Origin of the sequence: Streptomyces sp. NPDC006261 (assembly GCF_040613515.1) — a bacterium.
In the GTDB taxonomy this organism is placed as follows: domain Bacteria; phylum Actinomycetota; class Actinomycetes; order Streptomycetales; family Streptomycetaceae; genus Streptomyces.
In genome coordinates, this window is the sequence record NZ_JBEXSI010000012.1 from 1 (window position 1) to 21,301 (window position 21,301).

Below are 21,301 nucleotides of genomic sequence, written 5' to 3' on the forward strand. Positions count from 1 at the left end.
CCGCCGCATCCTCATGGAATGCACCGACTGCGGACGCCCCGGCCCGCCACAAGCCCTCCCCGACGGCCTCTGCCACACCTGCCGCACAACCCACCAACCCAACGCCGACCACGCGCCGCTCCCACCCGCTGAGGCCGCCGACATCAAGGCGCGCATGACCAACCTCCGCGGCCTGCTCAAAACCGTCTGAGGCCGATGGCTCCGGAATCCCCTGGTCGGCAGTGCCTAGCGGAGTGCGTGCACCGAGAGCCGGCTGGCACGGCAACCTGCACCGCCCTTCCCTGGGAACGGGGCCCCGCATGCATGCTGCCGGAGCTCTCGGCTGGTACGCATCCCAGCCGTCCCGGCCTCTGTGACCACTACGCTGGCCGCGTGACCAGCCACGCCGGCGCCAGCGCCCGTAACGACGCCAACGCCACCGCCTTCGACGTCAGCACCGACGCGATGCTCGAAGACCTCCGCACGCTCGTCGAGATCGAGTCCCCGTCGCGCGATCTCGACGCCCTGGCCGCCTCCGCCGAAGCCGTCGCCACCGTCATCGAGAACCGCCTCGGCGGGCAGGCCGTGCTCATCGTGGACGAGGGCGGCACCCACGTGCACTGGGTGGCCGGTGGTGAGCCCCGCGTCCTGATCCTCGGCCACCACGACACGGTGTTCCCGCTCGGCACCCTCGCCCGCCGGCCGTTCGCCGTCGCGGACGGGCGCGCGACCGGGCCCGGTGTCTTCGACATGCTCGGCGGTCTCGTGCAGGCCGTGCACGCGCTGGCGGCGCTCGACGACCGGTCCGGCGTGGAGATCCTCGTGACCGCCGACGAAGAGGTGGGCTCCGTCTCCTCCAGGGCTCTCATCGAGGAGCGGGCCCGCGCCTGCGGTGCCGTGCTCGTCTTCGAGGGGGCCGCCGACGGGGGAGCCCTGAAGAACGCGCGCAAGGGCTGCGGCGCGTTCCAGGTCTCCATCGCGGGCCGGGCCTCGCATGCCGGGCTGGAGCCGGAAGCCGGGGTCAACGCCCTCGTCGAAGCCGCGCACCAGGTGCTGCACATCGCCGCAATCAGCCGGCCCGAGCTCGGTACGACGGTCACCCCGACCGTCGCGTCCGCCGGGACCCTGGAGAACGTCGTACCCGCCGAGGCCACCGTCGTCGTCGACGTCCGGATCGAGTCGGCCGAGGAGAAGGAACGCGTGGAAGCCGCCTTCGCCGCCCTGACCCCCCATGTCGACGGGGCACGGATCACGGTCGAGGGGTCCATCGCCCGGCCGCCCATGCCCGCGTCGGCGGCGGATGAACTCCTCGCGCTCGCGCAACAGTTGATGCCAGGAATCGAGGCGGTGGCGGTCGGCGGCGGCAGCGACGGCAATTTCACCGCCGCCGTGGGCGTGCCGACGCTGGACGGCCTGGGAGCGGTCGGCGGCGGCGCCCACGCCGACCATGAGTACGTCGTCATCGACGCCATGGCCGAGCGCGCCCGCCTGGCGGCCGGGCTGGTGCGCTCCATTCAGCGCTCGTCGCGCGCGTGAGTAAGGGCGCGCTCCCCCTTGGTCAGCCCGAAGCGCGATCGCTCATCGTTACGGCTGTGGTCGACCTGCCCCCGACCGGGGCGCTCCCTCGCCGAAGCCCGGGTCGCCCCACCCAGGAACCCGGACAGGAGCCGGGGCCCGGTCTTCGGGGCCATTCGGGTCACTCCTGCTGTTCTCGGAGAGGCCTTCCACGGGCAGCAGGAGTGCGACCGGCGGGCGGAATCGGCGCCGTGGTTCAGCGGGCCTCGATGAGGACCTGCTCGCCCGAAACGCTCAGCTGGTGAAGTAACCGGCGTCGAGTCCGACCCAGCCGGTGAGACCGCGCGGATCGTAGAGGTGCAGCGAGCCGTCGGTAGGATCTCCCAGCGGATGGTGAGGGAGCCGGAGACCCTGGCGCCCGTGGTCTGACCGACCACGCCCTGGGTGCGGTCGGGGTGGATGCGCGGCGGGAGAGTGAGGATCTTCTCGCTGTTGGTCCACGGGGAGCGACGCCGCCGCCGTCAACGCGCTGGCCGAGAGCCGTGGCCGGGACCTCGCGGCCGAGGGGGTCTGCGTCCTCCATGGGCGGCGCGATGAGCGTCGCCCGCTTCGCCGGTCTCCTCGGGCCCTCCGGCCTGGGAATCCGCCTCACGGGCCTCTGCGGCGAGCGGGAGCGCGGCTTCTACGAGCGGGGGTGGGAGCGGGCCGGCGCGGGGGCGGAGCAGGAGTTCTTCGTCTGCGCGGCCGGCCTGGAGGAGGAGCTGATCCGTGCCCTCGGCGCGACACGCGTGGAGGAGCTCGTCCAGGCGGAGGGCGACCTGCGCGCGCTCCAGAGCTTCCTGCGCCAGCCCGGCCAACAGGGCCGTTCCACGCAGCAGCAGTTGAGGCGCTTTCTCGGTACGAAGAAGGGGCGCAGGATTCACTACGGCCGCGTCCTTGTCGAAGCCCTCGACGCCGGCCAGGTCCCCGCCCCGCTCGGAGACCTGCTCGCCCACCTCTGAGCCTGAGGCTCCCAGGAGACGGGGTCTGTCCACCCGGCCCACATTGCGGCACTCTGGAGTCCCCTCAACTCGCTTATATTTCACCGCACTTCGCGCGCCACGCACCCCACTGCACGGTTGTCGACCCGGAGGGCTCCCCCACCCATGCGCCACTCTCCCCGAATACGTACGCGTACGAGCCTCCTCGCCCTGCTGGCACTCCTCGGCGGGCTGCTCACCGTCACCGCCACCGCGTCCCCCGCCGCAGCCGCGCCCAACTTCAAGGCGCCCTACGCCTGCGGCCAGCAGTGGACCTACAGCCACCATTCCGCCGAGGTCAGACGGGCTCTCGACTTCGTCCGCACCGACGGCGGCGCCACCGCCGGCTCCCCGGTCCTCGCCTCCGCCCCCGGCACGGCCTACCGCCACTCCCAGCCCAGTGGTGCGGGCAACTACATCTCCATCGACCACGGCGGCGGCTGGCAGACCTACTACTTCCACCTCAACGCCTTCTCCGTCGCCAACGGGGCGCAGGTCGGCCAGGGCCAGCAGATCGGCACCACCGGATCCACCGGCAACAGCTCCGGCGCCCACATTCACTACGAGCAGCTCCTCAACGGAGTCGGCCAGAACATCGTCGTCAACGGCCGCTCGCTGAGTCCCTATCCGGGCTCGTACTACGCCAAGTACCTGACCAGCGACAACGGTTGCGGTGGCGGAGGCGGTAGGTACTGGGTCGATACCTTCGCCGACGCCACCGGCTACGCGGCCCCCAACACCGCTGACGCGCAAGGCATCCTGAACGCCGGGACGAACTACGTCTACTGCAAGGTGTGGGGAGCCCGCGTCGGTACGGCGACCCAGTTCAACCACTGGTGGCTGCGCACCGACCTGGACTCCGTGTACGCGGGAAAGAACGGCCGCAACGCCTACGTCTCCGCGTACTACCTCTCCCGCTGGGGCAACGACGAGGCCCGCGACAACAACGGCACCGTGATCCCGAACTGCTGACCGCACCTCCTCATGACCCCGTGCACGGGAGGGCCGCGGCGGCTTCCTTCCCGTGCACGGCCTGCGGAGTGCGGGTGCACCTCTACGGGCTTGAGAACCGCGGTGCCCCGCCGCATACCCAAGCCGAGTGGCCTTCTTGCCGAGATGGCTCCGGCGCTGGGCAGTGGACAAGTTCTCCCTGCAGACCCCTGCGCAGCGATCACGAGCCGCTGCCTGCACCTGAGCCATTTCTCATGCCTCAGTTCGCCACGCGTCCGCTACACGCCTGGCCGGATGTAGGCGTTTGGCCGAGAGCGCAGCCCTCCGTAGATGCCGGTCAGCCGCATGTGTGCAAAAATCGCACACATGGAAGCAGTGCAGGGCTGGGACGAAGTGGGCGAGCGGATCGCTGAGGCACGCCTAGCTGCCGATATGAGTCAGGGCAGCCTGGCCTCCGAGGTAGGTCTCGATCGCACGGCCGTGGTGCGCATCGAAGCCGGGGACCGCCGTGTTTCCGCTCTCGAACTCTCTCGTCTGGCCCGAGCGCTGGGTGTCCCTCTAGCGCACTTCCTCTCTCGTCCGCCGGCCCCTCTCGTGTCCCGCCGAGCCGCACTCGAGGACGTGTCGGACGCGGCAACTCGTGCCAGCTACCGGCTTGACGCCTGGCTCGAGCAGCACGCTCGCAATGCTCATTGGCTGATCGCAGAGGGTTTTCTCACCCCTCCGCGGTTGGCTCCTTCTGTGCAGCGGCCGGAAGGCCAGGTCGACCCGGTTGCGCTGGCCGCAGCAGCCCGTAGCGCCCTGGACAGACCATCGGGCCCGCTTGGGCCGATGGCGGACGTCGTGGAGCAGCTGGGCCTCTTCCTGACGGTCGTGGACGAGTCGGCCGAGGGAGCTTCACTCCTGCAGGACGGGTATGGCGTAGCTGTCATTAGCGGAGAAGCGCAGCCCGGAAGGCGGCGCTGGACGGCTGCCCACGAGCTCGGTCATCACCTTCTGCAGGACGAGTACCACAGTGATACCGGTGTGGCAGCGGGCCGCGATGAGCGTGAGCGACAGATTGACCGGTTTGTCGAATGCTTCATCCTTCCCGCCCAGGATGTAGAGAGGGCTTGGCAGGAAGTCACAGAGGCCAGGAAAGTCAGGCCCGCCATGCTTGCCTTGGCGGCTGGCTACAGGGCGTCCTGGAGCGCAGTCGTGAATCGCGTGCGCAACCTGGGGCTGATCGACAGCGGGGAAGCCAGGCGGCAGAAGGCGAACTCGCCCACGCGTGGAGACTTTCTTGCCGTACTCGGCGAACAGCCGATCCCTGATCTCGAAACAGGTGCAACTGGCAAGTTGTGGCGCAAGGCGGCGCTGAGTGCCTGGGAAACAGGCGCCATCACAGCGCCACGTGCCATCGAGCTTCTCTATGGGGCGCTAACGATGGATGAACTGCCCACGCGCGCCCTGGAGGAGCCACTGCCGTGAGCGCCGCCTCTACCGCTGCAAGCCTGCCCGCCACCTTACTTGCCTGGGATGCGTCTCCTCTCTTTCATGCAATCAAAGCTGGAAGACTCGATGTCCTCGGCGATATCGCCCGGACCTGGCAAGGTGTGAGGCGGCGGAATGTAACCACCCAGACTGTAGTGGATGAGCTCAGTACGTACGGGCTGAGTCTGGCGGCTGCTGATTGGCTGGAGATCGTGCATGTCGATCACCTGAATGAGCTCACGGCGCTCGTGAAGTGGATGGATCTGGTTTCGGGCAGCAACTCGAACGAAGGTGAAGCTACTGTCCTTGCGTGGGCCGAGGTCAACGGTGCGATTGCTGTGATCGATGACGGAGACGCTCGGAGAATCGCCCGCAGATACTGCCTTCCCGTCTGGGGATCTCTTCGCGTGATAGCGACTGCTGTCAGCGAGGGACACGCGACGGAATACGTCGGAAGCTCCCTGGTCGACGCATTGATCGATACCGGTGCGCGTTATCCTTGCGCTCGCGGTCAATTCGTCAGCTGGGCTAAGCGGAACTGTTTATTGTAGCGGCCATGCGGGATTGATTTCGGGTTTTCCGGCGGGTGGTGCCGGAGGCGCCGTCGCTCGCCGTGGCTTCGGTGGTCGCTGCCGTGGGGGGCGAGGTAGCGCAGCGCGGCGAACTCGGACTGCGCAGCGCGGCGAACTCGGACTCAATCCAGGTCAGCCACGGTCCGTAGGTCGACAGGAAGATCAGATCGACGTCGACGGCCGCACTCCCAGGCGCGCACGGTCGGGTACTTGTGCGGTGAGAAGTTGTCCAGGACGACGGACAGCTCCTCGCTGGGTCTTGACCCGGCATCATGGTTGACCGGTTGGAGCCGATCAGGCAGCCGTTTCGCGCAGCATCCCGTCGGGCTGTGGGGGTGTCAACGGGCCGCGCAGAGCCAGTTGTGCGCCGCGGCCTCAGTGCGGCCAGATCGGCGGGTCCGTGACGAAGTGGCCGCCCACCCCCGCGTGCGCCGGGTTCGCCGGGTCCAGTTCGCCCTGTTCGGCCACCAGCTTCGCCGCGTACGGCTCCGAGTCGTCCTGCGGGTCGTAGCCCAGCGCGCGTGCCGTCGTCAGGTCCCACCACATGCGGGTGTTGGCGGAGGAGCCGTAGACCACCGTGTGGCCGACCGACTCGGCGGTCAGGCTCGCGTGGAAGAGGCGCGCTCCGTCGGCCGGGCTCATCCAGACCGACAGCATCCGTACGGAGGTCGGCTCCGGGAAGCAGGAGCCGATCCGGACCGACACCGTCTCCAGGGCGTGCTTGTCCCAGTAGAGCTGGGCCAGGTCCTCACCGAAGGACTTCGACAGGCCGTAGAAGGTGTCCGGGCGGCGCGGGGTGTCGATCGGGATGAGCGGGCCGCCGGGTTCCGGGCGCGGGGTGTAGCCGATCGCGTGGTTCGAGGATGCGGAGACGATGCGGGCGACGCCCTCCTCGCGCGCGGCCTCGTAGAGGTTGTACGTGCCCTCGATGTTCGCGCGCAGGATCTTGTCGAAGGTTGATTCCAGGGAGATGCCTGCCAGGTGGATCACCGCGTCCACCCCGCGTACCGCCTCGCGCAGCGCCCTGCGGTCCGCCAAGTCGGCCGTGACCGCGTCCGGTTCGCCCTCGATCGGTACCAGGTCGAGGAGCCGGAGCTCGTATCCGTAGGCGGGGAGCAGGCCCCGCATCAGGGTGCCCAGGCCGCCGGCGGCGCCGGTCAGCAGGATGGTGCGGGGGGCGGGCATAGGGGGATCTCCTCGATGCGGAGTGCCGGGGACGGGGCTGGTGGGGCGGAAGGGACGGTCGGGGCGGGGCGCCGGCGTTTCCGGGCGCTCCGGGGCGGCGTTCAGGCGGGCGTCGGCCGGGTGGGCGAGAGCTGCCCGTGGCCACCCGTGCTTCAAATTCTTGGATCACATTCACATGCGTGGACAAGTTAAGGAGCCCGCGCGGCCGCGTCAAGGGCTTCGGGAGTCCGGAAAGTTCTTCGGTCCGAAGCGTTGACGAAACATTCCGGTGCGCTCTAGCTTCATCGCGTCGTACTTCGTACGTCATATATGAGACGCGATACGCGAGATGTGAGAGCCCGTCACCCATGACCTTCGCCCCCGCCCCGATCCCATCCCGGACCCAGTACGTGCTGGAGGCCATCAAGCACGCCATCCTCACCGCGCAGCTGAGTCCGGGACAGGCGCTGGTGGAGACGGAACTCGCCGCACAGTTCGGAGTGTCGAAGACTCCTGTCCGTGAGGCGCTCAAGACCCTCGCCGGGACGGGGCTCGTGGTGATGAGCCAGTACAAGGGCGTCACCGTACGGCTCGTCGACGCGACCATGGCCCGGGAGGTGTACGACGTACGCCTTCTGCTCGAACCCGAGGCGCTGCGCCGGGCCGTCAACCGGAAGGCCTCACTGGAGGCGGCCCAGGAGGCCCTGGAGCGCGCCGACCTGGCGGAGGACACAGCCGATCGGTCGCTGGCCAACCGGGACTTCCACCGCGCCCTGTACCTGCCCTGCGGCAACCCCCTGCTCTCCCGGATGCTCGACGAGGTCCGCGACCAGGCGGCCCTCGTGTCCACCGTGGCCTGGTCGGCGGTGCCGTCCTGGGAACGCGAGGCGGCCGAGCACCGGGAGATCCTGCGGCTCGCGCTGGCCGATGACGCGGAGGCCGCCGCGGGCGCTCTGCACCACCACATCGCATCGTTCGTACGCCGTGCCTTCCCCGACGACGAAGACGGGGGTGGCACGGCGTGAACCGTCTGCTGGACACACACCACCACCAGCACCCCGACGAAAGGCCGGTCCGCATGGACTTCTCCGAGCTGAAGGCGGCCCTCGCAGACGTTGTGGCGATCCCGGTGACCCCGTTCGCCGAGGACGGCACCATCGACACCGCGAGCCACCGCTCCCTCACGCGCAGGCTGCTGGACGGCGGCGTCCGCATCGTCACCCCGAACGGCAACACCGGGGAGTTCTACGCGCTCACCCCCGACGAGCGGCGCCTGGTCACCGAGCTGACCGCCGAGGAGGCCGCCGGGCGCGCCACCGTCCTGGTGGGCGTCGGCCACGACGTGCCGACCGCCGTGGCCGCCGCCGAGCACGCCGCCGAAGCCGGCGCGGCGATGGTGATGGTCCACCAGCCGGTCCACCCGTACGTCGCCCAGGAGGGATGGGTCGACTACCACCGGGCCATCGCCGAGGCCGTTCCGGGGCTGGGTGTCGTCCCGTACATCCGCAACCCGCAGCTCGCGGGCGAGCGGCTGGGGGAGCTGGCCGACAGCTGCCCCAACGTCATCGGCGTGAAGTACGCCGTCCCCGACGCGGCCCGCTTCGGCGCCTTCGCCCGGGACGCCGGACTGGAAAGGTTCGTCTGGGTCGCCGGCCTCGCCGAGCTGTACGCCCCCTCCTACTTCGCCACCGGCGCCACCGGTTTCACCTCCGGGCTCGTCAACGTCGCCCCGGCCGTCTCCCTCGACATGCTGGAAGCGCTGCGCGCCGGGGACTACGTGGCGGCCATGAAGGTGTGGGAGCGCATCCGCCGCTTCGAGGAGCTCCGTGCAGAGGAGCAGTCCGCCAACAACGTCACCGTCGTCAAGGAGGCCCTCTCCGCCCTGGGCCTCTGCCGGCGCGACGTCCGCGCACCGAGCCGGGTCCTGCCCGAGGAACGGCGCGCCGAGGTCGCCGAGCAGATAGCCGGGTGGTCGCTGTGACAGACGACAGGAAGGGGAGCGGCGGGGGGCGCGTGGCAGGCTCGCCCGCACCCGGACCCATCGCGGCCGAGGAACTGCGCAGCCACCAGTGGTACGGCACCGACGGCCTGCGCTCCTTCAGCCACCGCGCCCGCACCCGCCAGCTCGGCTACCTCCCCGAGGAGCACCTCGGCAAGCCGGTCATCGCCGTCCTCAACACCTGGTCCGACATCAACCCCTGCCACTCCCACCTGCGCGAACGTGCCCAGGCGGTCAAGCGGGGGGTCTGGCAGGCGGGCGGGTTCCCGCTGGAGTTCCCGGTCTCCACGCTCTCGGAGACCTTCCAGAAGCCGACCCCGATGCTCTACCGCAACCTGCTGGCGATGGAGACCGAGGAGCTGCTGCGCTCCTACCCGGTCGACGGGGCCGTGCTGCTGGGCGGCTGTGACAAGTCGACGCCCGCGCTGCTGATGGGCGCCGCCTCGGTGGACCTGCCGACCGTCTTCGTGCCCGCCGGGCCGATGCTGCCGGGGCACTGGCGCAACGAGGTCCTGGGCTCCGGCACGGACATGTGGAAGTACTGGGACGAGCGGCGCGCCGGGCTCATCGGCGACTGCGAGATGGGTGAGCTGGAGAACGGCCTCGCCCGCTCCGCCGGCCACTGCATGACGATGGGTACCGCCTCCACCCTGACGGCCGCCGCCGAGGTGCTGGGCGTCACGATGCCGGGGGCCTCGTCCATCCCGGCCGTCGACTCGGGGCACGAGCGGATGGCGGCTGCCTCGGGGCTGCGGATCGTCGAACTCGTCTGGCAGCAGCGCACGTTGTCACAGATCCTCACCGCCGAGGCGTACGAGGACGCCGTCGCCACCGTCCTCGCGCTCGGCGGCTCCACCAACGCCGTGATCCACCTGATCGCCATGGCGGGCCGGTCCGGCGTGAAGCTCACGCTCGACGACTTCGACCGGATCGCCCGTACGGTGCCCGTCCTCGCCGACCTCCGCCCCGGCGGGCGGTACTTGATGGAGGACTTCCACTTCGCGGGCGGCCTGCCCGGCTTCCTCGGCCGGCTCACCGACGTACTCCACCTGGACCGGCCCACCGTCGCGCACGCCACCCTGCGTGAACAGCTTCACGGGGCGACCGTCCACAACGCCGACGTCATCCGGGAACGTTCCGACCCCCTGGCCGAGGAGGGCGGAGTGGCTGTCCTGCGCGGCAACCTCTGCCCCGACGGCGCCGTCATCAAGCACATCGCCGCCGAGCCGCACCTGCTGCGGCACACGGGGCCCGCCGTCGTCTTCGACGACTACAAGGAGCTCCAGCGCACGATCAACGATCCAGCCCTGGCCCTCACCCCGGACCATGTGCTGGTGCTGCGCAACGCGGGGCCCCAGGGCGGGCCGGGCATGCCCGAGTACGGCATGCTGCCAATCCCGGACTACCTGCTGAAGCAGGGTGTACGGGACATGGTGCGGATCTCCGACGCCCGGATGAGCGGCACCAGTTACGGGGCCTGTGTCCTGCACATCGCGCCCGAGTCCTTCGTCGGCGGGCCCCTCGCTCTGGTCCGCACCGGCGACCTCATCACCCTCGACGTCGAGGCCCGGCTCCTGCGGCTCGACGTGGACGAAAAGGAGCTGGAGCGGCGCAGGGCCGCCTGGTCCCCGCCGCCCGCCCGCTACGGGCGCGGGTACGGGGCGCTGTACCAGGAGCAGATCACCCAGGCCGACACCGGATGCGACTTCGCGTTCCTGGCCCGGGAGGGGGACGTGCCCGACCCGTACGCGGGCTGAACTCGCCCGTAGGCCGCACCCCGCAGTGCCCGGACCCCCGGCCCCGGGCCGCTCACTGACTCGTAGCAAGCGCTTTCATCCTTGCGAGGCCGACGGGCGCGGGCACCGCACATCCAGCGCACCCAGCACTTCGCAGAGAAGCGCACCCAGCACTTCCCAGAGATCGGAGACGCGTCATGGCCCCATCCGCAGCCGTGGCCACACCGCCGCAGCCCCCGCCGCCCAAGGCGCCCAAGGCGTCCCGGCGCCGGGCGGCGAGCCCCCGCCGCCTGCCGTATCTGCTGATCGCGCCCGCGGGCCTGCTGATGCTGGGCTTCATCGCCTACCCGGTGATCAGCGTCTTCTACTACAGCCTGCAGAACTACAACGTCACCAAGCCGTGGCGGAACGGCTTCGCCGGACTCGACAACTTCCGGCGGATCTTCACCGAGGACGACCAGTTCTGGCCGACGCTGGGCTTCAGCGCCCAGTGGGTCTTCACCCAGGTCACGCTGCAACTCCTGCTCGGCCTCGCGCTCGCCCTGATCGTCAACCAGACCTTCATCGGGCGCGGCATCTCCCGCGCCATGGTCTTCTCGCCGTGGGCCGTCTCCGGTGTGCTGACCAGCACCATCTGGATCCTGCTCTACAACTCCTCGACCGGCTTCAGCCGTTACCTCGCGGACGCCGGGATCGGCGAGTACGGCACCTCCGTGCTCTCGGACACCGGGACCGTCTTCTGGGCGGCCACCGTCACCGAACTCTGGCGCGGGGTCCCCTTCTTCGCGATCCTCATCCTCGCCGACCTCCAGTCCGTCTCCAAGGAGCTGTACGAGGCGGCATCAGTCGACGGGGCGGGCCGGCTGCGGCAGTTCTTCCACATCACGCTGCCGCACCTGCGGGACGCGATCATCCTCGCCACCCTGCTGCGCGGCGTCTGGGAGTTCAACAACGTCGACCTCCTCTACACCCTCACCGGGGGCGGACCCGCCGGGGTGACCACCACCCTGCCGCTCTACGTCGCCAACACCGGCATCGAGGGCCACGACTTCGGGTACGCCTCCGCGCTCACCACCGTCGCCTTCGTGATCCTCCTCTTCTGTTCGATCGCGTATCTGCGCCTGAGCAAGTTCGGAGGCGACCACAAGTGAGCGTCGTACTCACGGAGAAGCACGGCACCGGCCGGCTGACCGCGTCCCCCGGCACGCCCCCTCCGCCCTCCTCGCGCCGCCGCGCCGGGCGGGAGCGCACCTTCGACGACGTACCGCGCTGGCAGATCTATCTGCCGCTCGGCCTCTACCTGCTGTTCACGCTCATCCCGTTCTACTGGATGCTGCTCTTCGCCGTACGGCCCGCCGGCTCCACCTCGCTGGTGCCCTGGCCGATGACCGGCGTGCACTTCTCCAAGGTCTGGAACGAGCGCAGCTTCGCCGTCTTCTTCCAGAACAGCATGATCGTCGGCGTCGCCACCCTCGTCGCCACGACGCTGGTCGCCCTGGCGGGCGGCTACGCGCTGGCCCGGTTCGACTTCAAGATCAAGGGCGCGTTCATGCTGGCGCTGCTCTGCTCGCAGTTCATCCCGGGCGCGTTGATGCTCGTACCGCTCTTCGAGATCTTCCGGAACCTCCAGATGATCAACTCGCTGGGAAGCGTCGTCATCGCGGAGACGGTCTTCCAGCTCCCGCTGTCGATCATCCTGATCAGCGGCTTCATCAAGAACGTCCCGGTCTCCCTGGAGGAGGCCGCCTGGGTCGACGGCTGCTCGCGCTTCACCGCGTTCCGCACGGTGGTGCTGCCGCTGCTGCGGCCCGGGCTGATCGCGGTCGGCTCCTTCGCCTTCGTCCACAGCTGGAACCACTTCCTGTTCGCGCTGATGTTCCTGAGCGAGCAGGACAAGCAGACGATCCCGGTCGGCCTCAACACCCTGATCGGCGCCGACAGCGTCGACCTGGGAGCGCTCGCGGCGGGCGGGGTCATCGCGGCGGTGCCCGTGGTGATCGTCTTCGCCTTCATCCAGAAGTGGCTGATCACGGGCTTCAGCGCCGGGGCGGTGAAGGGATGACGACGACGTCCATGCCTCTTCCCCTTCCCGTCGTCCTGGCCGGTGCCCGGGGGCACGGACGCTGGCACCTCGCCAACCTGCGCCGGCTCCAGGGCCTGGGCCGGGTCAGGCTGGCCGGGATCTGCGAGCTGGAGCCGCTGACCGCCCAAGAGCTCGCCGAGTCCGGCTTCGACGGCGGATGCGACTCCGGCCTCGGTGGTCACGAGCCGCCCGAGCAGTCCGACGACCTCGCCGCGCTCCTCGACTCCACCGGAGCCCGGGCCGCCATCATCTGCACCCCCATCCAGACCCACACCGACCTGGCCCTGACCGCAGCCGCCCGCGGCGTCCACCTCCTGCTGGAGAAGCCGCCCGCCGCGACCTGGGCCGACTACGCGCGGATGACCGAAGGCGTCCGGCAGGCCGGCGTCGCCTGCCAGGTGGGGTTCCAGTCGTTCGGGTCGCACGCCCTGCCCGCCATCCGCGAACTGGTACGGGACGGAGCCATCGGCAACGTCACCGGCATCGGGGCCGCCGGGGCATGGGTCCGCGACGAGGCCTACTACCGGCGGGCGCCCTGGGCCGGGCGGCGCAGGCTCGGGGCCACGGACGTGGTCGACGGCGTCCTCACCAACCCGCTGGCGCACGCCGTGGCCACCGCGCTCGAACTCGCCTGCTCGGGGAGGGCGGAGGACGTCACGTCCATCGAGGCCGAACTGTTCCGGGCCAACGACATCGAGGCGGACGACACCAGCAGCGTACGGATCACCACCGCCGGGGGACTGCCCGTCACCGTCGCCGTCACCCTCTGCGCCGAGCAGGCGGGGGAGCCGTACGTCCTCGTGCACGGCGAGCGCGGCCGGATCACCTTCTGGTACAAGCAGGACCGCGTCCTCCTCCAGCGCGCCGGATACGGCCCCGAGGAGATCGTCCACGGCCGGAGTGACCTCCTGGAGAACCTCGCCGACCACCTGGAGCACGGCACGCCGCTCCTGGTGCCGCCCGCGCGCACGGGGGCGTTCATGCGCGTCGTCGAAGCCGTGCGTACGGCCCCCGAACCCGTACCGCTGCCCGCCGGCGCCTGGGAGACCCGGCACGAGGGGCCCGGCGGAGGGGCGGTCGGCAGCGGGCCGAGCGGCGGTGGGGCCCGGCGGGTCGTGCCCGGCATCGATGCCCTGGTCGCCGCCGGGGCCGAATCCCTCAGCCTCTTCTCCGAGCTGGGCGCCCCCTGGGCCCGGGCGAGCGAGGGGGCCACCCCATGACCGACCGCCACGCCCCGGCCCCGTTCCCCGACCTCCCCGCCACCCTCACCTGCGGTACCACCACCGTCGCCCACTACGGCTACGGGCCCGGCGCGGACGACCGCCCCCGCCTCCACCCCGTCACCACCCTCGGCGGGATCACGGTCACCGAGGAGCGCCCGGCCGACCACCTCCACCACCTGGGCGTCTCCGTCGCCGTCCCCGATGTGGCCGGGTACAACTTCTGGGGCGGCCGCACCTTCGTACGGGGCCGGGGCCCCACCGCACTGGACAACCACGGCGTCCAGCGCCACCTCGCCCGCCCGCACCGCAGTCCGGACGGCTTCACGCAGGAGCTGGGCTGGGAGGCGGCGGGCGGTGAAATCCTCCGCGAGCACCGCACGGTCACCGCGACCCGGATCGACGACGGCGCTTGGGAGCTGGACCTCTCCTTCGTGCTCACCAACCACGGGGGCACGGACCTCTCCATCGGCAGCCCCGCCACCAACGGGCGTCCGGGAGCCGGGTACGGCGGATTCTTCTGGCGCGCCCCCAAGGAGGCCGCCCCGCCCGCCGTGTTCACCGCCACGGGCGAGGGCGAGGGGGACGTGCATGGCCGTACGGCCGACTGGCTGGCCCTCGCCGGGGCCGGCTGGACCCTCGTGTTCGCGGGGGCGACGGAGGAGACCCGGCGTGATCCGTGGTTCGTGCGGACCGCCGAGTACCCGGGCGTCGGCTCCTCCCTCGCGGCGCAGGAGCGGCTGCCGGTACCGGCGGGGGCCTCCGTCGTACGCCGGATCATCACCGTCGTCGCGGACGGCCGGCTGGACCGGGAGACGGCGGCCGGGTACGCGCGCGGGGCGGTGGCCCGGTGAGTGGGCGAGGAGAGGCCGGTGGCCCGGTGAGTGGGCGCGGACAGGCCGGTGGCCCGGCGAGAGAGGTCGGGCGGGGTGCAGAGGCGGGCCGCCCCCGGGCCACCGGCCCCGCCGGCCGCCCCTGGACCGCCGACCTCGGTGACGGCACCTACCGCAACCCCGTCCTGAACGCCGACTGGTCCGACCCCGATGTCGTCCGCGTCGGCGACGACCACTACCTCACCGCGTCCAGCTTCGGCCGCGCCCCCGGCCTGCCCCTCCTGCACTCCCGCGACCTGGTCAACTGGACCCTCGTCGGGCATGCGCTGGAACGCCTCGAACCCGCCGCCGACTTCGCCGTCCCCCGCCACGACCGCGGGGTCTGGGCGCCCTCCCTGCGCCACCACGGCGGGCGGTTCTGGATCTTCTGGGGTGACCCCGACCACGGCATCCAGCAGATCAACTCCCGGAATATCGAAGGTCCTTGGAGCACTCCGCACCTGGTCAAGGCGGGCCAGGGGCTCATCGACGCCTGCCCCCTGTGGGACGAGGAGACCGGCGAGGCCTACCTCGTACACGCCTGGGCCAAGTCCCGCTCCGGCATCAAGAACCGCCTCACCGGCCACCGGATGAGCCCGGACGGCCGCGAACTCCTCGACGGGGGGACCACGTTGGTGGACGGTGACCAGCTCCCCGGCTGGTTCACCCTCGAAGGCCCCAAGCTCTACCGCCACGACGGCTACTTCTGGATCCTCGCCCCGGCCGGGGGAGTGGAGACCGGCTGGCAGGGCGCCTTCCGGTCGCGCGAGTTCTCCGGCCCGTACGAGGAACGCGTCGTCCTCGCCCAGGGCCGTACCGACGTCAACGGCCCCCACCAGGGCGGCTGGGTGCGGACCGCCACGGGCGAGGACTGGTTCCTGCACTTCCAGGCGCGAGGAGCGTACGGGCGGGTCGTCCACCTCCAGCCGATGCGCTGGGACGCCGAGGGCTGGCCCGTCATCGGCGACGCGGGCGAACCCGTCTCCGTACACACCAAGCCGGATGCCCCCGAGCAGCCGGTGACGGCACCCGCCGTCGACGACGACTTCCCCGGCGGCCGGCCCGGCAGGCAGTGGCAGTGGACGGCCAACCCCGGCCCCGGCTGGGTCGGAGCGGCGCCCATGGAAGACGGGCTGCGGCTCACCTGCGTACGGACGGCGTACGCGCACGACCTGCGGCTGCTGCCCAACGTCCTGGTCCAGCGGCTGCCCGCCGAGGAGTTCGCCGTCGAGGTGGACCTCGCGCTGGACAGCGACGAGCCGGGCGCCAAGGCCGGACTCGCCGTGCTGGGGGACGCCTTCAGCTGGATCGGTCTGGAGGCCGGGGCGGACGGGACGCCCCGTCTCGTGCACCGCTTCGCCGAGGGCGTCGCCGTACGCGAACGGGACGCGGCCGAGCCCCGCGCGTCCCCCGGCGGACGGGCCCTGCTGCGCGTCGAGGTCACGGCGGGTGCGCGCTGCCGGTTCTCCGCCGACACCGGCGACGGGTTCCGGCCCTCCGGCCCGGTCTTCGCCGCCACCCCCTGGCGCTGGGTCGGGGCCCTCCTCGGCCTGTTCGCCACCGCACCGGCCGGGACGGGCCCCGCCGGAACGGCCCGCTTCACCTCATTCCGCACCAGACACCTACAGACAGAGAAGAGCCGACGATGAACATCTCGAAGACACAGCGGGGGCGCGGCGCGGCCGCAGCGGTCTCCCTCACCGCAGTGCTCGCGCTGACGGCCACCGCGTGCGGCGACGGCGGCAGCGGTTCCGGCACGGAAGGCAGCGGAAAGGGCGAGATCACCTTCTGGGACAACAACGGCGGTCCGCGCACCGCCATCTGGACCGAGATCATCAAGGACTTCGAGAAGCAGAACCCGGACATCAAGGTCAAGTACGTCCCGGTTCCGATCGCCGACGTCCAGTCCAAGTACGACACAGCCATCGCGGGCGGCGGGCTGCCCGACGTGGGCGGGGTCGGCACGGCCTACCTCGCCAACATCGTGTCGCAGGAAGCCCTGGAGCCGGTCAACGAGCGGCTGGAGGGCTCGGCGCTCAAGGGCAAGCTCGTCGAGTCCATGGTCGAGAGCGTCCGCGCGGCGGCCGGCCGGGGTGACGACATCTACTCCGTACCGACGTCCGCGAACAACGGTGTGCTCTGGTACCGCACCGACCTGTTCGACCGGGCCGGGCTCGAAGCCCCCGACACCTGGGCGAAGTTCTACACGGCGGCCGACAAGCTCACCGACGCCAGGAACAACAAGTTCGGCTACACGATCCGCGGCGGCGCCGGTTCCATCGCCCAGGCGCTGGACGCGATCTACGGCCAGTCCGGCATCACCGAGTTCTGGGACGGCGACAAGACCACGCTCAACGACCCCAAGAACGTCGTCGCGTTGGAGAAGTACGCCGGTCTCTTCAAGAAGACCACGCCCGCGGCAGACGTCAACAACGACTTCACCAAGATGGTGGCCCAGTGGGACACCGGCACGATCGGCATGCTCAGCCACAACCTCGGCTCCTACCAGGACCACCTCAAGGCCCTCGGCGAGGACAAGTTCGCGGGCATACCGGCCCCCATCGGGGACGGCGGCACCCGCGTGCAGGTCTCCAACCCCGTCGACGGCCTCGGCCTCTTCCGGTCGAGCCGGAACAAGACCGCGGCCTGGAAGTTCATCGAGTTCGCCGCCTCCCACGAGTCCAACAGCAAGTGGAACGAGTCGGCCGGTGCCATCCCGGCCAACACCGAAGCGGCGAAGGACCCGTGGATCAACGAGACCGAGTCGACCGCGCTGGCCGCGAAGACCCTGACCGACGGCTCCACGAAGATCGTCGACCTGCCGTACTACCTGCCCGACTGGAACAACATCAGCAAGGCCGACAACGAGCCGGAGTTCCAGAAGGTGCTGCTCGGCAAGATCACGGCCAAGGCGTTCCTGGACGACATGGCCGAGGAGCTGAACGCCGCCAACAAGGAGTGGAAGGAGATCGGCAACGGGTGACCCGGCCGCAGTCCGTCGTCCTCCGTGTCCCGCTGGTCGCGCTCCCGATGACGGGGGACCGGCGGCGGTCCGGGTCGCGCTCCGCCGCCGGTCCCTCTCCCGAGCACGTGTGCACCTCCCCGAGAGAGGAAGCCCTCCCCGTGTCACTCACCCGCCGACAGACCGCCACCTCCCTGCTCACCCTGCCCCTCGCCCTCGCCTCCACCCCCGCGCTCGCCCAGGGCGGCGGGGGAGGGGGAGGCGGGCCCCGCCCCCGTACGGTCCACATCGCCGGCGACTCCACGGCCGCCCCGAAACCCGCTTCCGCCGCACCCGAGACGGGCTGGGGCATGGCGCTCCCGTTCTTCCTCGCCCCGCGTCTCCGGGTGGCCAACCACGCGGTGAACGGCCGCAGTTCGAAGAGCTTCATCGAGGAGGGCCGACTGGTGGCGCTCCTCGCCGACGTCCGCCCCGGTGATCTCGTCCTCGTCCAGTTCGGCCACAACGACCAGAAGACGGAGGACCCGGCCCGCGGGACGGACCCGTACACCACCTATCAGGAGTACCTGCGCCAGTACGTGAAGGGCGCTCGCGCGCGACGGGCGCGGCCGGTGCTGGTCACCTCGGTCGAGCGCCGCCGGTTCGCCGCCGACGGCACCGCCCGGCCCAGCCTCGGCGCGTACCCTGCGGCGATGCGCGCCCTGGCGGCGGAGGAGGACGTCCCGCTGCTCGACCTCCAGGCGCTCTCCCTCGCCCGCTGGCAGGAGCTCGGCCCCGACGGCACCGAGCCGTACTTCCTGTGGCTGGAGCCGGGCGAATCGCCCAACCACCCCGACGGCGCCCAGGACAACACCCACTTCAGGCCGGTGGGAGCCGTGGAGGTGGCCCGGATGACGGCCCGCGCCCTGCTGGAGGGGGGCGTGCTCGCCGCCCGCGATCTCCGCCGCCTGGACGAGCCGGTCCCGGCGGAGTGGATCAGCTGGTCCGGGACGGCCTGACGGCTGCCCGGCCCCCTCATTCGCCTCCGCTTCCTTTCCGCTTCCTCTCCTCGACGCCAAGAGAAGGATTCGCCATGCCCGCACGCACGCGCCACACCCGCACCCGCACCCGCGCCATCGCCGTGGTCCTGGGCTGCGCCTCGCTGGCCCTCGCCATGAGCACCCCGGCCCAGGCCACCCCCCACCCGCTCCACCGGGGAAACCAGCAGGCAACCCACCACAGCACCGGCGTCGAGCGCGCCGTTCTGCCCGCCGGGGACGGCTGGGCCGCCGCCGAGGGCTCCACCACGGGCGGCGCGAACGCCGCCCCCGAGCACGTCTACACGGTGACCAACCGGGCCGAACTCATGGCCGCCTTCGCAGCGGCGGGCGACGCGCCGAAGATCGTGAGGATCTCCGGGACCGTGCACGGCAACTCCGACGCCGCCGGCACACCGATCGGCTGCGAGCAGTACCAGACCGGCGGCTACACGCTGGAGAAGTACCTCGCCGCCTACGACCCCGAGGTCTGGGGCCGGGACGCGGTCCCCTCGGGCCCGCTGGAGGACGCCCGCGTCGCCTCCGCGAAGAAGCAGGCGGCCGCCGTCAACATCAAGGTGCCCTCCAACACCACGCTGGTCGGCGTGGGGAAGAACCCGAAGGTCATCGGGGCCGGGCTCCAGGTGAGAGACGTCTCCAACGTCATCATCCGCAACATCACCTTCGAGGACACCTACGACTGCTTCCCCCAGTGGGACCCCACTGACGGGGCGGGAGGCGCCTGGAACGCGGAGTACGACAACCTCGTCGTGTACGGCTCCCGCCACGTCTGGGTCGACCACAACACCTTCAGCGACGGCGGCCGGCCCGACGCCGACCAGCCCCACTACTTCGGCCAGGTGTACCAGCAGCACGACGGGCTCTTCGACATCGTGCGCGGCGCCGACCTGGTCACCGTCTCGTGGAACGTCCTCAAGGACCACGACAAGACCATGCTCATCGGCAACAGCGACGGTGCGGGCGCCAGCGACCGGGGCAAGCTCCGCGTCACGCTCCACCACAACCTCTTCAAGGACGTCAACGAGCGGGCGCCGCGCGTGCGGTTCGGCCAGGTCGACTCGTACAACAACCACTTCGTCGCGACGAAGACAAGCGCCTACGGCTACACGTACGGCATCGGCGCCGAGTCCCGACTGGTGGCCGAGCACAACGCCTTCACGCTCACGCGGGAGGTCGACCGGGCGACGATCCTGAAGAAGTGGTCGGAGTCCTCGCTGACGGCCGGGAACAACTACGTCAACGGGCGGAAGACCGACCTGATCGCCGTACACAACGCGGGAGTTCCCGGCGAGCAGCTCACGGAGGGCGCCGGCTGGACGCCCCAGCTGCGGACGGCTGTCCACCACCCGCTGGCCGTGCCGGTGCTCGTGGCGCTCAAGGCCGGGGCGGGCGAGGCGACGGCCGGCCACTGAAGGAGCGCTAAACCCTCCACGTACGTCCCTGAACCCGTACGTCCCTGAACCGGCCGGAGCGGCACCGCATGCTTTCCAGCACCCCGGAGAGCGCCGCTCCGGCCTTTCGCCGCTCACCCCGAGGAGGCCTCGTGCCCATGCCCATGCCCAGCAGGCGCACCGCTCTCGCGCTGTTCGCCGGAACCACCGCCGCCCTCACCCTCGGCGCGCCCGCCGCCCGGGCCCGCGCCGCGCACCCCCGCCCCTTCGGCCGCCACGGCTCACCCGCCCGGCGCCGGGACCCCCGCACGCTGTACGTCGACCCGTACGGCCAAGGCGACCACACCGACGTACAGTCCGCCGTCGACGCGGCGACCGGCACCGGGCGCACCCTCGTGATCGCCCCCGGGGTGTACCGGGCGACGGTCCTCGTCGGGGCCGCCCGCGAAGGGCTCACGCTGATCGGCGCGAGCGGCGACGCCCGGGACACCGTGCTCGTGTACGGCAACGCGGCGGGCACGCCGGAGCCCGACGGGACCGGGAGCCTGGGCACCAGCGGATCGGCCTCCGTCACCGTCCAGGCGGCGGGGTTCACCGCCCGTGACCTGACCTTCGCCAATGACTGGCTGCGCTCCGACAACCCCGAGTACACCGGCACGCAGGCCGTCGCCATCAAGGTCCAGGGTGACCGCTCGGCGTTCTACGGCTGCCGGTTCCTCGGCCACCAGGACACCCTGTACGCCGACTCCCCCGCCCTCACCTCGTTCGCCCGCCACTACTACCGCGACTGCTACGTGGAGGGGGACGTCGACTTCGTCTTCGGCCGCGCGAGCGCCGTCTTCGACCGCTGTCACTTCCGTACGCTCACCCGCGCCGACCTGGCCTCGGCCCCGTACGGCTTCGTCTTCGCGCCGAGCACCGCCGGGGCCAATCCGTACGGCTTCCTGGTCCTGCGCTCCCGGGTCACGAGCGCCGCCCCGGACGCGTACTACAAGCTGGCCCGCCCCTGGGTGCCGTCGTCGGACCTCACCGCACGCCCGATGCTGACGGTGCGGGACAGCCACCTCGGCCCGGGGATCGACGCCGTGACGCCGTACGCCACCATGTCCGCGGGCTTCCCGTGGCAGGACCAGCGCTTCGCCGAGCACCGCAACACCGGCCCCGGCGCCCGCGTCACGGTTCCCGCGAACCGCCCGCAGCTCACCGCCGCCGAGGCCCGCGCCCACACTCCGGCCCGCTGGCTGTCCGAGGCCCGCTGACCGGACGGCCTCGACCCGCACCTCCCGGATACGTACGTGGGGGATGCGGGTCGAGGAGGGTGGGCGGGG

At 70.9% G+C, this 21,301-nt stretch carries 17 protein-coding genes and 2 pseudogenes; 18 read left to right on the forward strand and 1 reads right to left on the reverse strand.

Translation table 11 applies throughout. The features are described from left to right. From ABZ154_RS09835 to ABZ154_RS09860, 6 genes and pseudogenes are all read left to right on the forward strand, one after another. Window positions 1-190 (forward strand): annotated as a pseudogene (locus tag ABZ154_RS09835) (MarR family transcriptional regulator); the annotation flags it as partial. Between the two features lie 254 nt (window positions 191-444). Next, the gene (locus ABZ154_RS09840; protein ID WP_356830986.1) at window positions 445-1,515 is read left to right on the forward strand and encodes a M20 family metallopeptidase; all 1,071 of its coding nucleotides are present in this window, start codon (window positions 445-447) and stop codon (window positions 1,513-1,515) included. Window positions 1,516-1,988: 473 nt separating this feature from the next. Beyond that, window positions 1,989-2,495: pseudogene (locus ABZ154_RS09845) on the forward strand (ATP-dependent endonuclease); the annotation flags it as partial. 144 nt (window positions 2,496-2,639) lie between these two features. Then, window positions 2,640-3,485: a M23 family metallopeptidase gene (locus ABZ154_RS09850; protein ID WP_356830776.1), complete on the forward strand. Its 846-nt coding sequence runs from the start codon at window positions 2,640-2,642 to the stop codon at window positions 3,483-3,485. Between the two features lie 345 nt (window positions 3,486-3,830). Then, window positions 3,831-4,934 carry an XRE family transcriptional regulator gene (locus tag ABZ154_RS09855; RefSeq protein ID WP_356830778.1) on the forward strand — a complete coding sequence of 368 codons (1,104 nt, stop codon included), beginning with the start codon at window positions 3,831-3,833 and terminating at the stop codon, window positions 4,932-4,934. Continuing rightward, window positions 4,931-5,488: a hypothetical protein gene (locus ABZ154_RS09860; RefSeq protein WP_356830780.1), complete on the forward strand. Its 558-nt coding sequence runs from the start codon at window positions 4,931-4,933 to the stop codon at window positions 5,486-5,488. Before ABZ154_RS09855 ends, ABZ154_RS09860 begins: the two co-directional genes overlap by 4 nt. A 396-nt stretch (window positions 5,489-5,884) precedes the next feature. On the opposite strand, the gene ABZ154_RS09865 is transcribed toward ABZ154_RS09860, so the two are convergent. Then, window positions 5,885-6,694 (reverse strand): NAD(P)-dependent oxidoreductase, encoded by an 810-nt coding sequence (locus tag ABZ154_RS09865; protein ID WP_356830781.1) that lies wholly within the window; start codon window positions 6,692-6,694, stop codon window positions 5,885-5,887. 347 nt (window positions 6,695-7,041) lie between these two features. Here ABZ154_RS09865 and ABZ154_RS09870 point away from each other — a divergent pair, with 347 nt between their 5' ends. The 12 genes from ABZ154_RS09870 (at window position 7,042) to ABZ154_RS09925 (ending at window position 21,232) form a co-directional block, all read left to right on the forward strand. Next, window positions 7,042-7,698, forward strand: coding sequence for a GntR family transcriptional regulator (locus ABZ154_RS09870; protein WP_356830783.1), 657 nt, complete (start codon window positions 7,042-7,044; stop codon window positions 7,696-7,698). A gap of 53 nt (window positions 7,699-7,751) precedes the next feature. Further along, window positions 7,752-8,654 carry a dihydrodipicolinate synthase family protein gene (locus ABZ154_RS09875; protein WP_356830988.1) on the forward strand — a complete coding sequence of 301 codons (903 nt, stop codon included), beginning with the start codon at window positions 7,752-7,754 and terminating at the stop codon, window positions 8,652-8,654. Between the two features lie 32 nt (window positions 8,655-8,686). Continuing rightward, window positions 8,687-10,429, forward strand: coding sequence for an L-arabinonate dehydratase (gene araD / locus ABZ154_RS09880; protein WP_356830785.1), 1,743 nt, complete (start codon window positions 8,687-8,689; stop codon window positions 10,427-10,429). Between the two features lie 176 nt (window positions 10,430-10,605). After that, window positions 10,606-11,559, forward strand: a complete 954-nt coding sequence (locus ABZ154_RS09885; RefSeq protein ID WP_356830787.1) for a sugar ABC transporter permease — start codon at window positions 10,606-10,608, stop codon at window positions 11,557-11,559. Window positions 11,560-11,594: 35 nt separating this feature from the next. Beyond that, a complete protein-coding gene (locus ABZ154_RS09890; protein ID WP_356830990.1) occupies window positions 11,595-12,470 on the forward strand; it encodes a carbohydrate ABC transporter permease in 876 nt (291 codons plus the stop codon). A gap of 11 nt (window positions 12,471-12,481) precedes the next feature. Beyond that, the gene (locus tag ABZ154_RS09895; RefSeq protein ID WP_356830789.1) at window positions 12,482-13,711 is read left to right on the forward strand and encodes a Gfo/Idh/MocA family oxidoreductase; all 1,230 of its coding nucleotides are present in this window, start codon (window positions 12,482-12,484) and stop codon (window positions 13,709-13,711) included. Further along, window positions 13,708-14,565 carry a PmoA family protein gene (locus tag ABZ154_RS09900; RefSeq protein ID WP_356830791.1) on the forward strand — a complete coding sequence of 286 codons (858 nt, stop codon included), beginning with the start codon at window positions 13,708-13,710 and terminating at the stop codon, window positions 14,563-14,565. The genes ABZ154_RS09895 and ABZ154_RS09900 overlap by 4 nt, the downstream gene beginning before the upstream one ends. 164 nt (window positions 14,566-14,729) lie before the next feature. Further along, window positions 14,730-16,232 carry a family 43 glycosylhydrolase gene (locus ABZ154_RS09905; protein ID WP_356830992.1) on the forward strand — a complete coding sequence of 501 codons (1,503 nt, stop codon included), beginning with the start codon at window positions 14,730-14,732 and terminating at the stop codon, window positions 16,230-16,232. Further along, window positions 16,229-17,566, forward strand: coding sequence for a sugar ABC transporter substrate-binding protein (locus ABZ154_RS09910; RefSeq protein ID WP_356830793.1), 1,338 nt, complete (start codon window positions 16,229-16,231; stop codon window positions 17,564-17,566). Before ABZ154_RS09905 ends, ABZ154_RS09910 begins: the two co-directional genes overlap by 4 nt. 140 nt (window positions 17,567-17,706) lie before the next feature. Beyond that, complete coding sequence (locus ABZ154_RS09915) at window positions 17,707-18,543, forward strand: rhamnogalacturonan acetylesterase (protein ID WP_356830795.1); 837 nt, start codon at window positions 17,707-17,709, stop codon at window positions 18,541-18,543. Window positions 18,544-18,617: 74 nt separating this feature from the next. After that, the gene (locus ABZ154_RS09920; RefSeq protein ID WP_356830797.1) at window positions 18,618-19,994 is read left to right on the forward strand and encodes a pectate lyase; all 1,377 of its coding nucleotides are present in this window, start codon (window positions 18,618-18,620) and stop codon (window positions 19,992-19,994) included. Between the two features lie 143 nt (window positions 19,995-20,137). Further along, entirely contained in the window at window positions 20,138-21,232 is a 1,095-nt protein-coding gene (locus ABZ154_RS09925; protein ID WP_356830994.1) for a pectinesterase family protein, read from the forward strand. The last annotated feature ends 69 nt before the right edge of the window (window positions 21,233-21,301 follow it).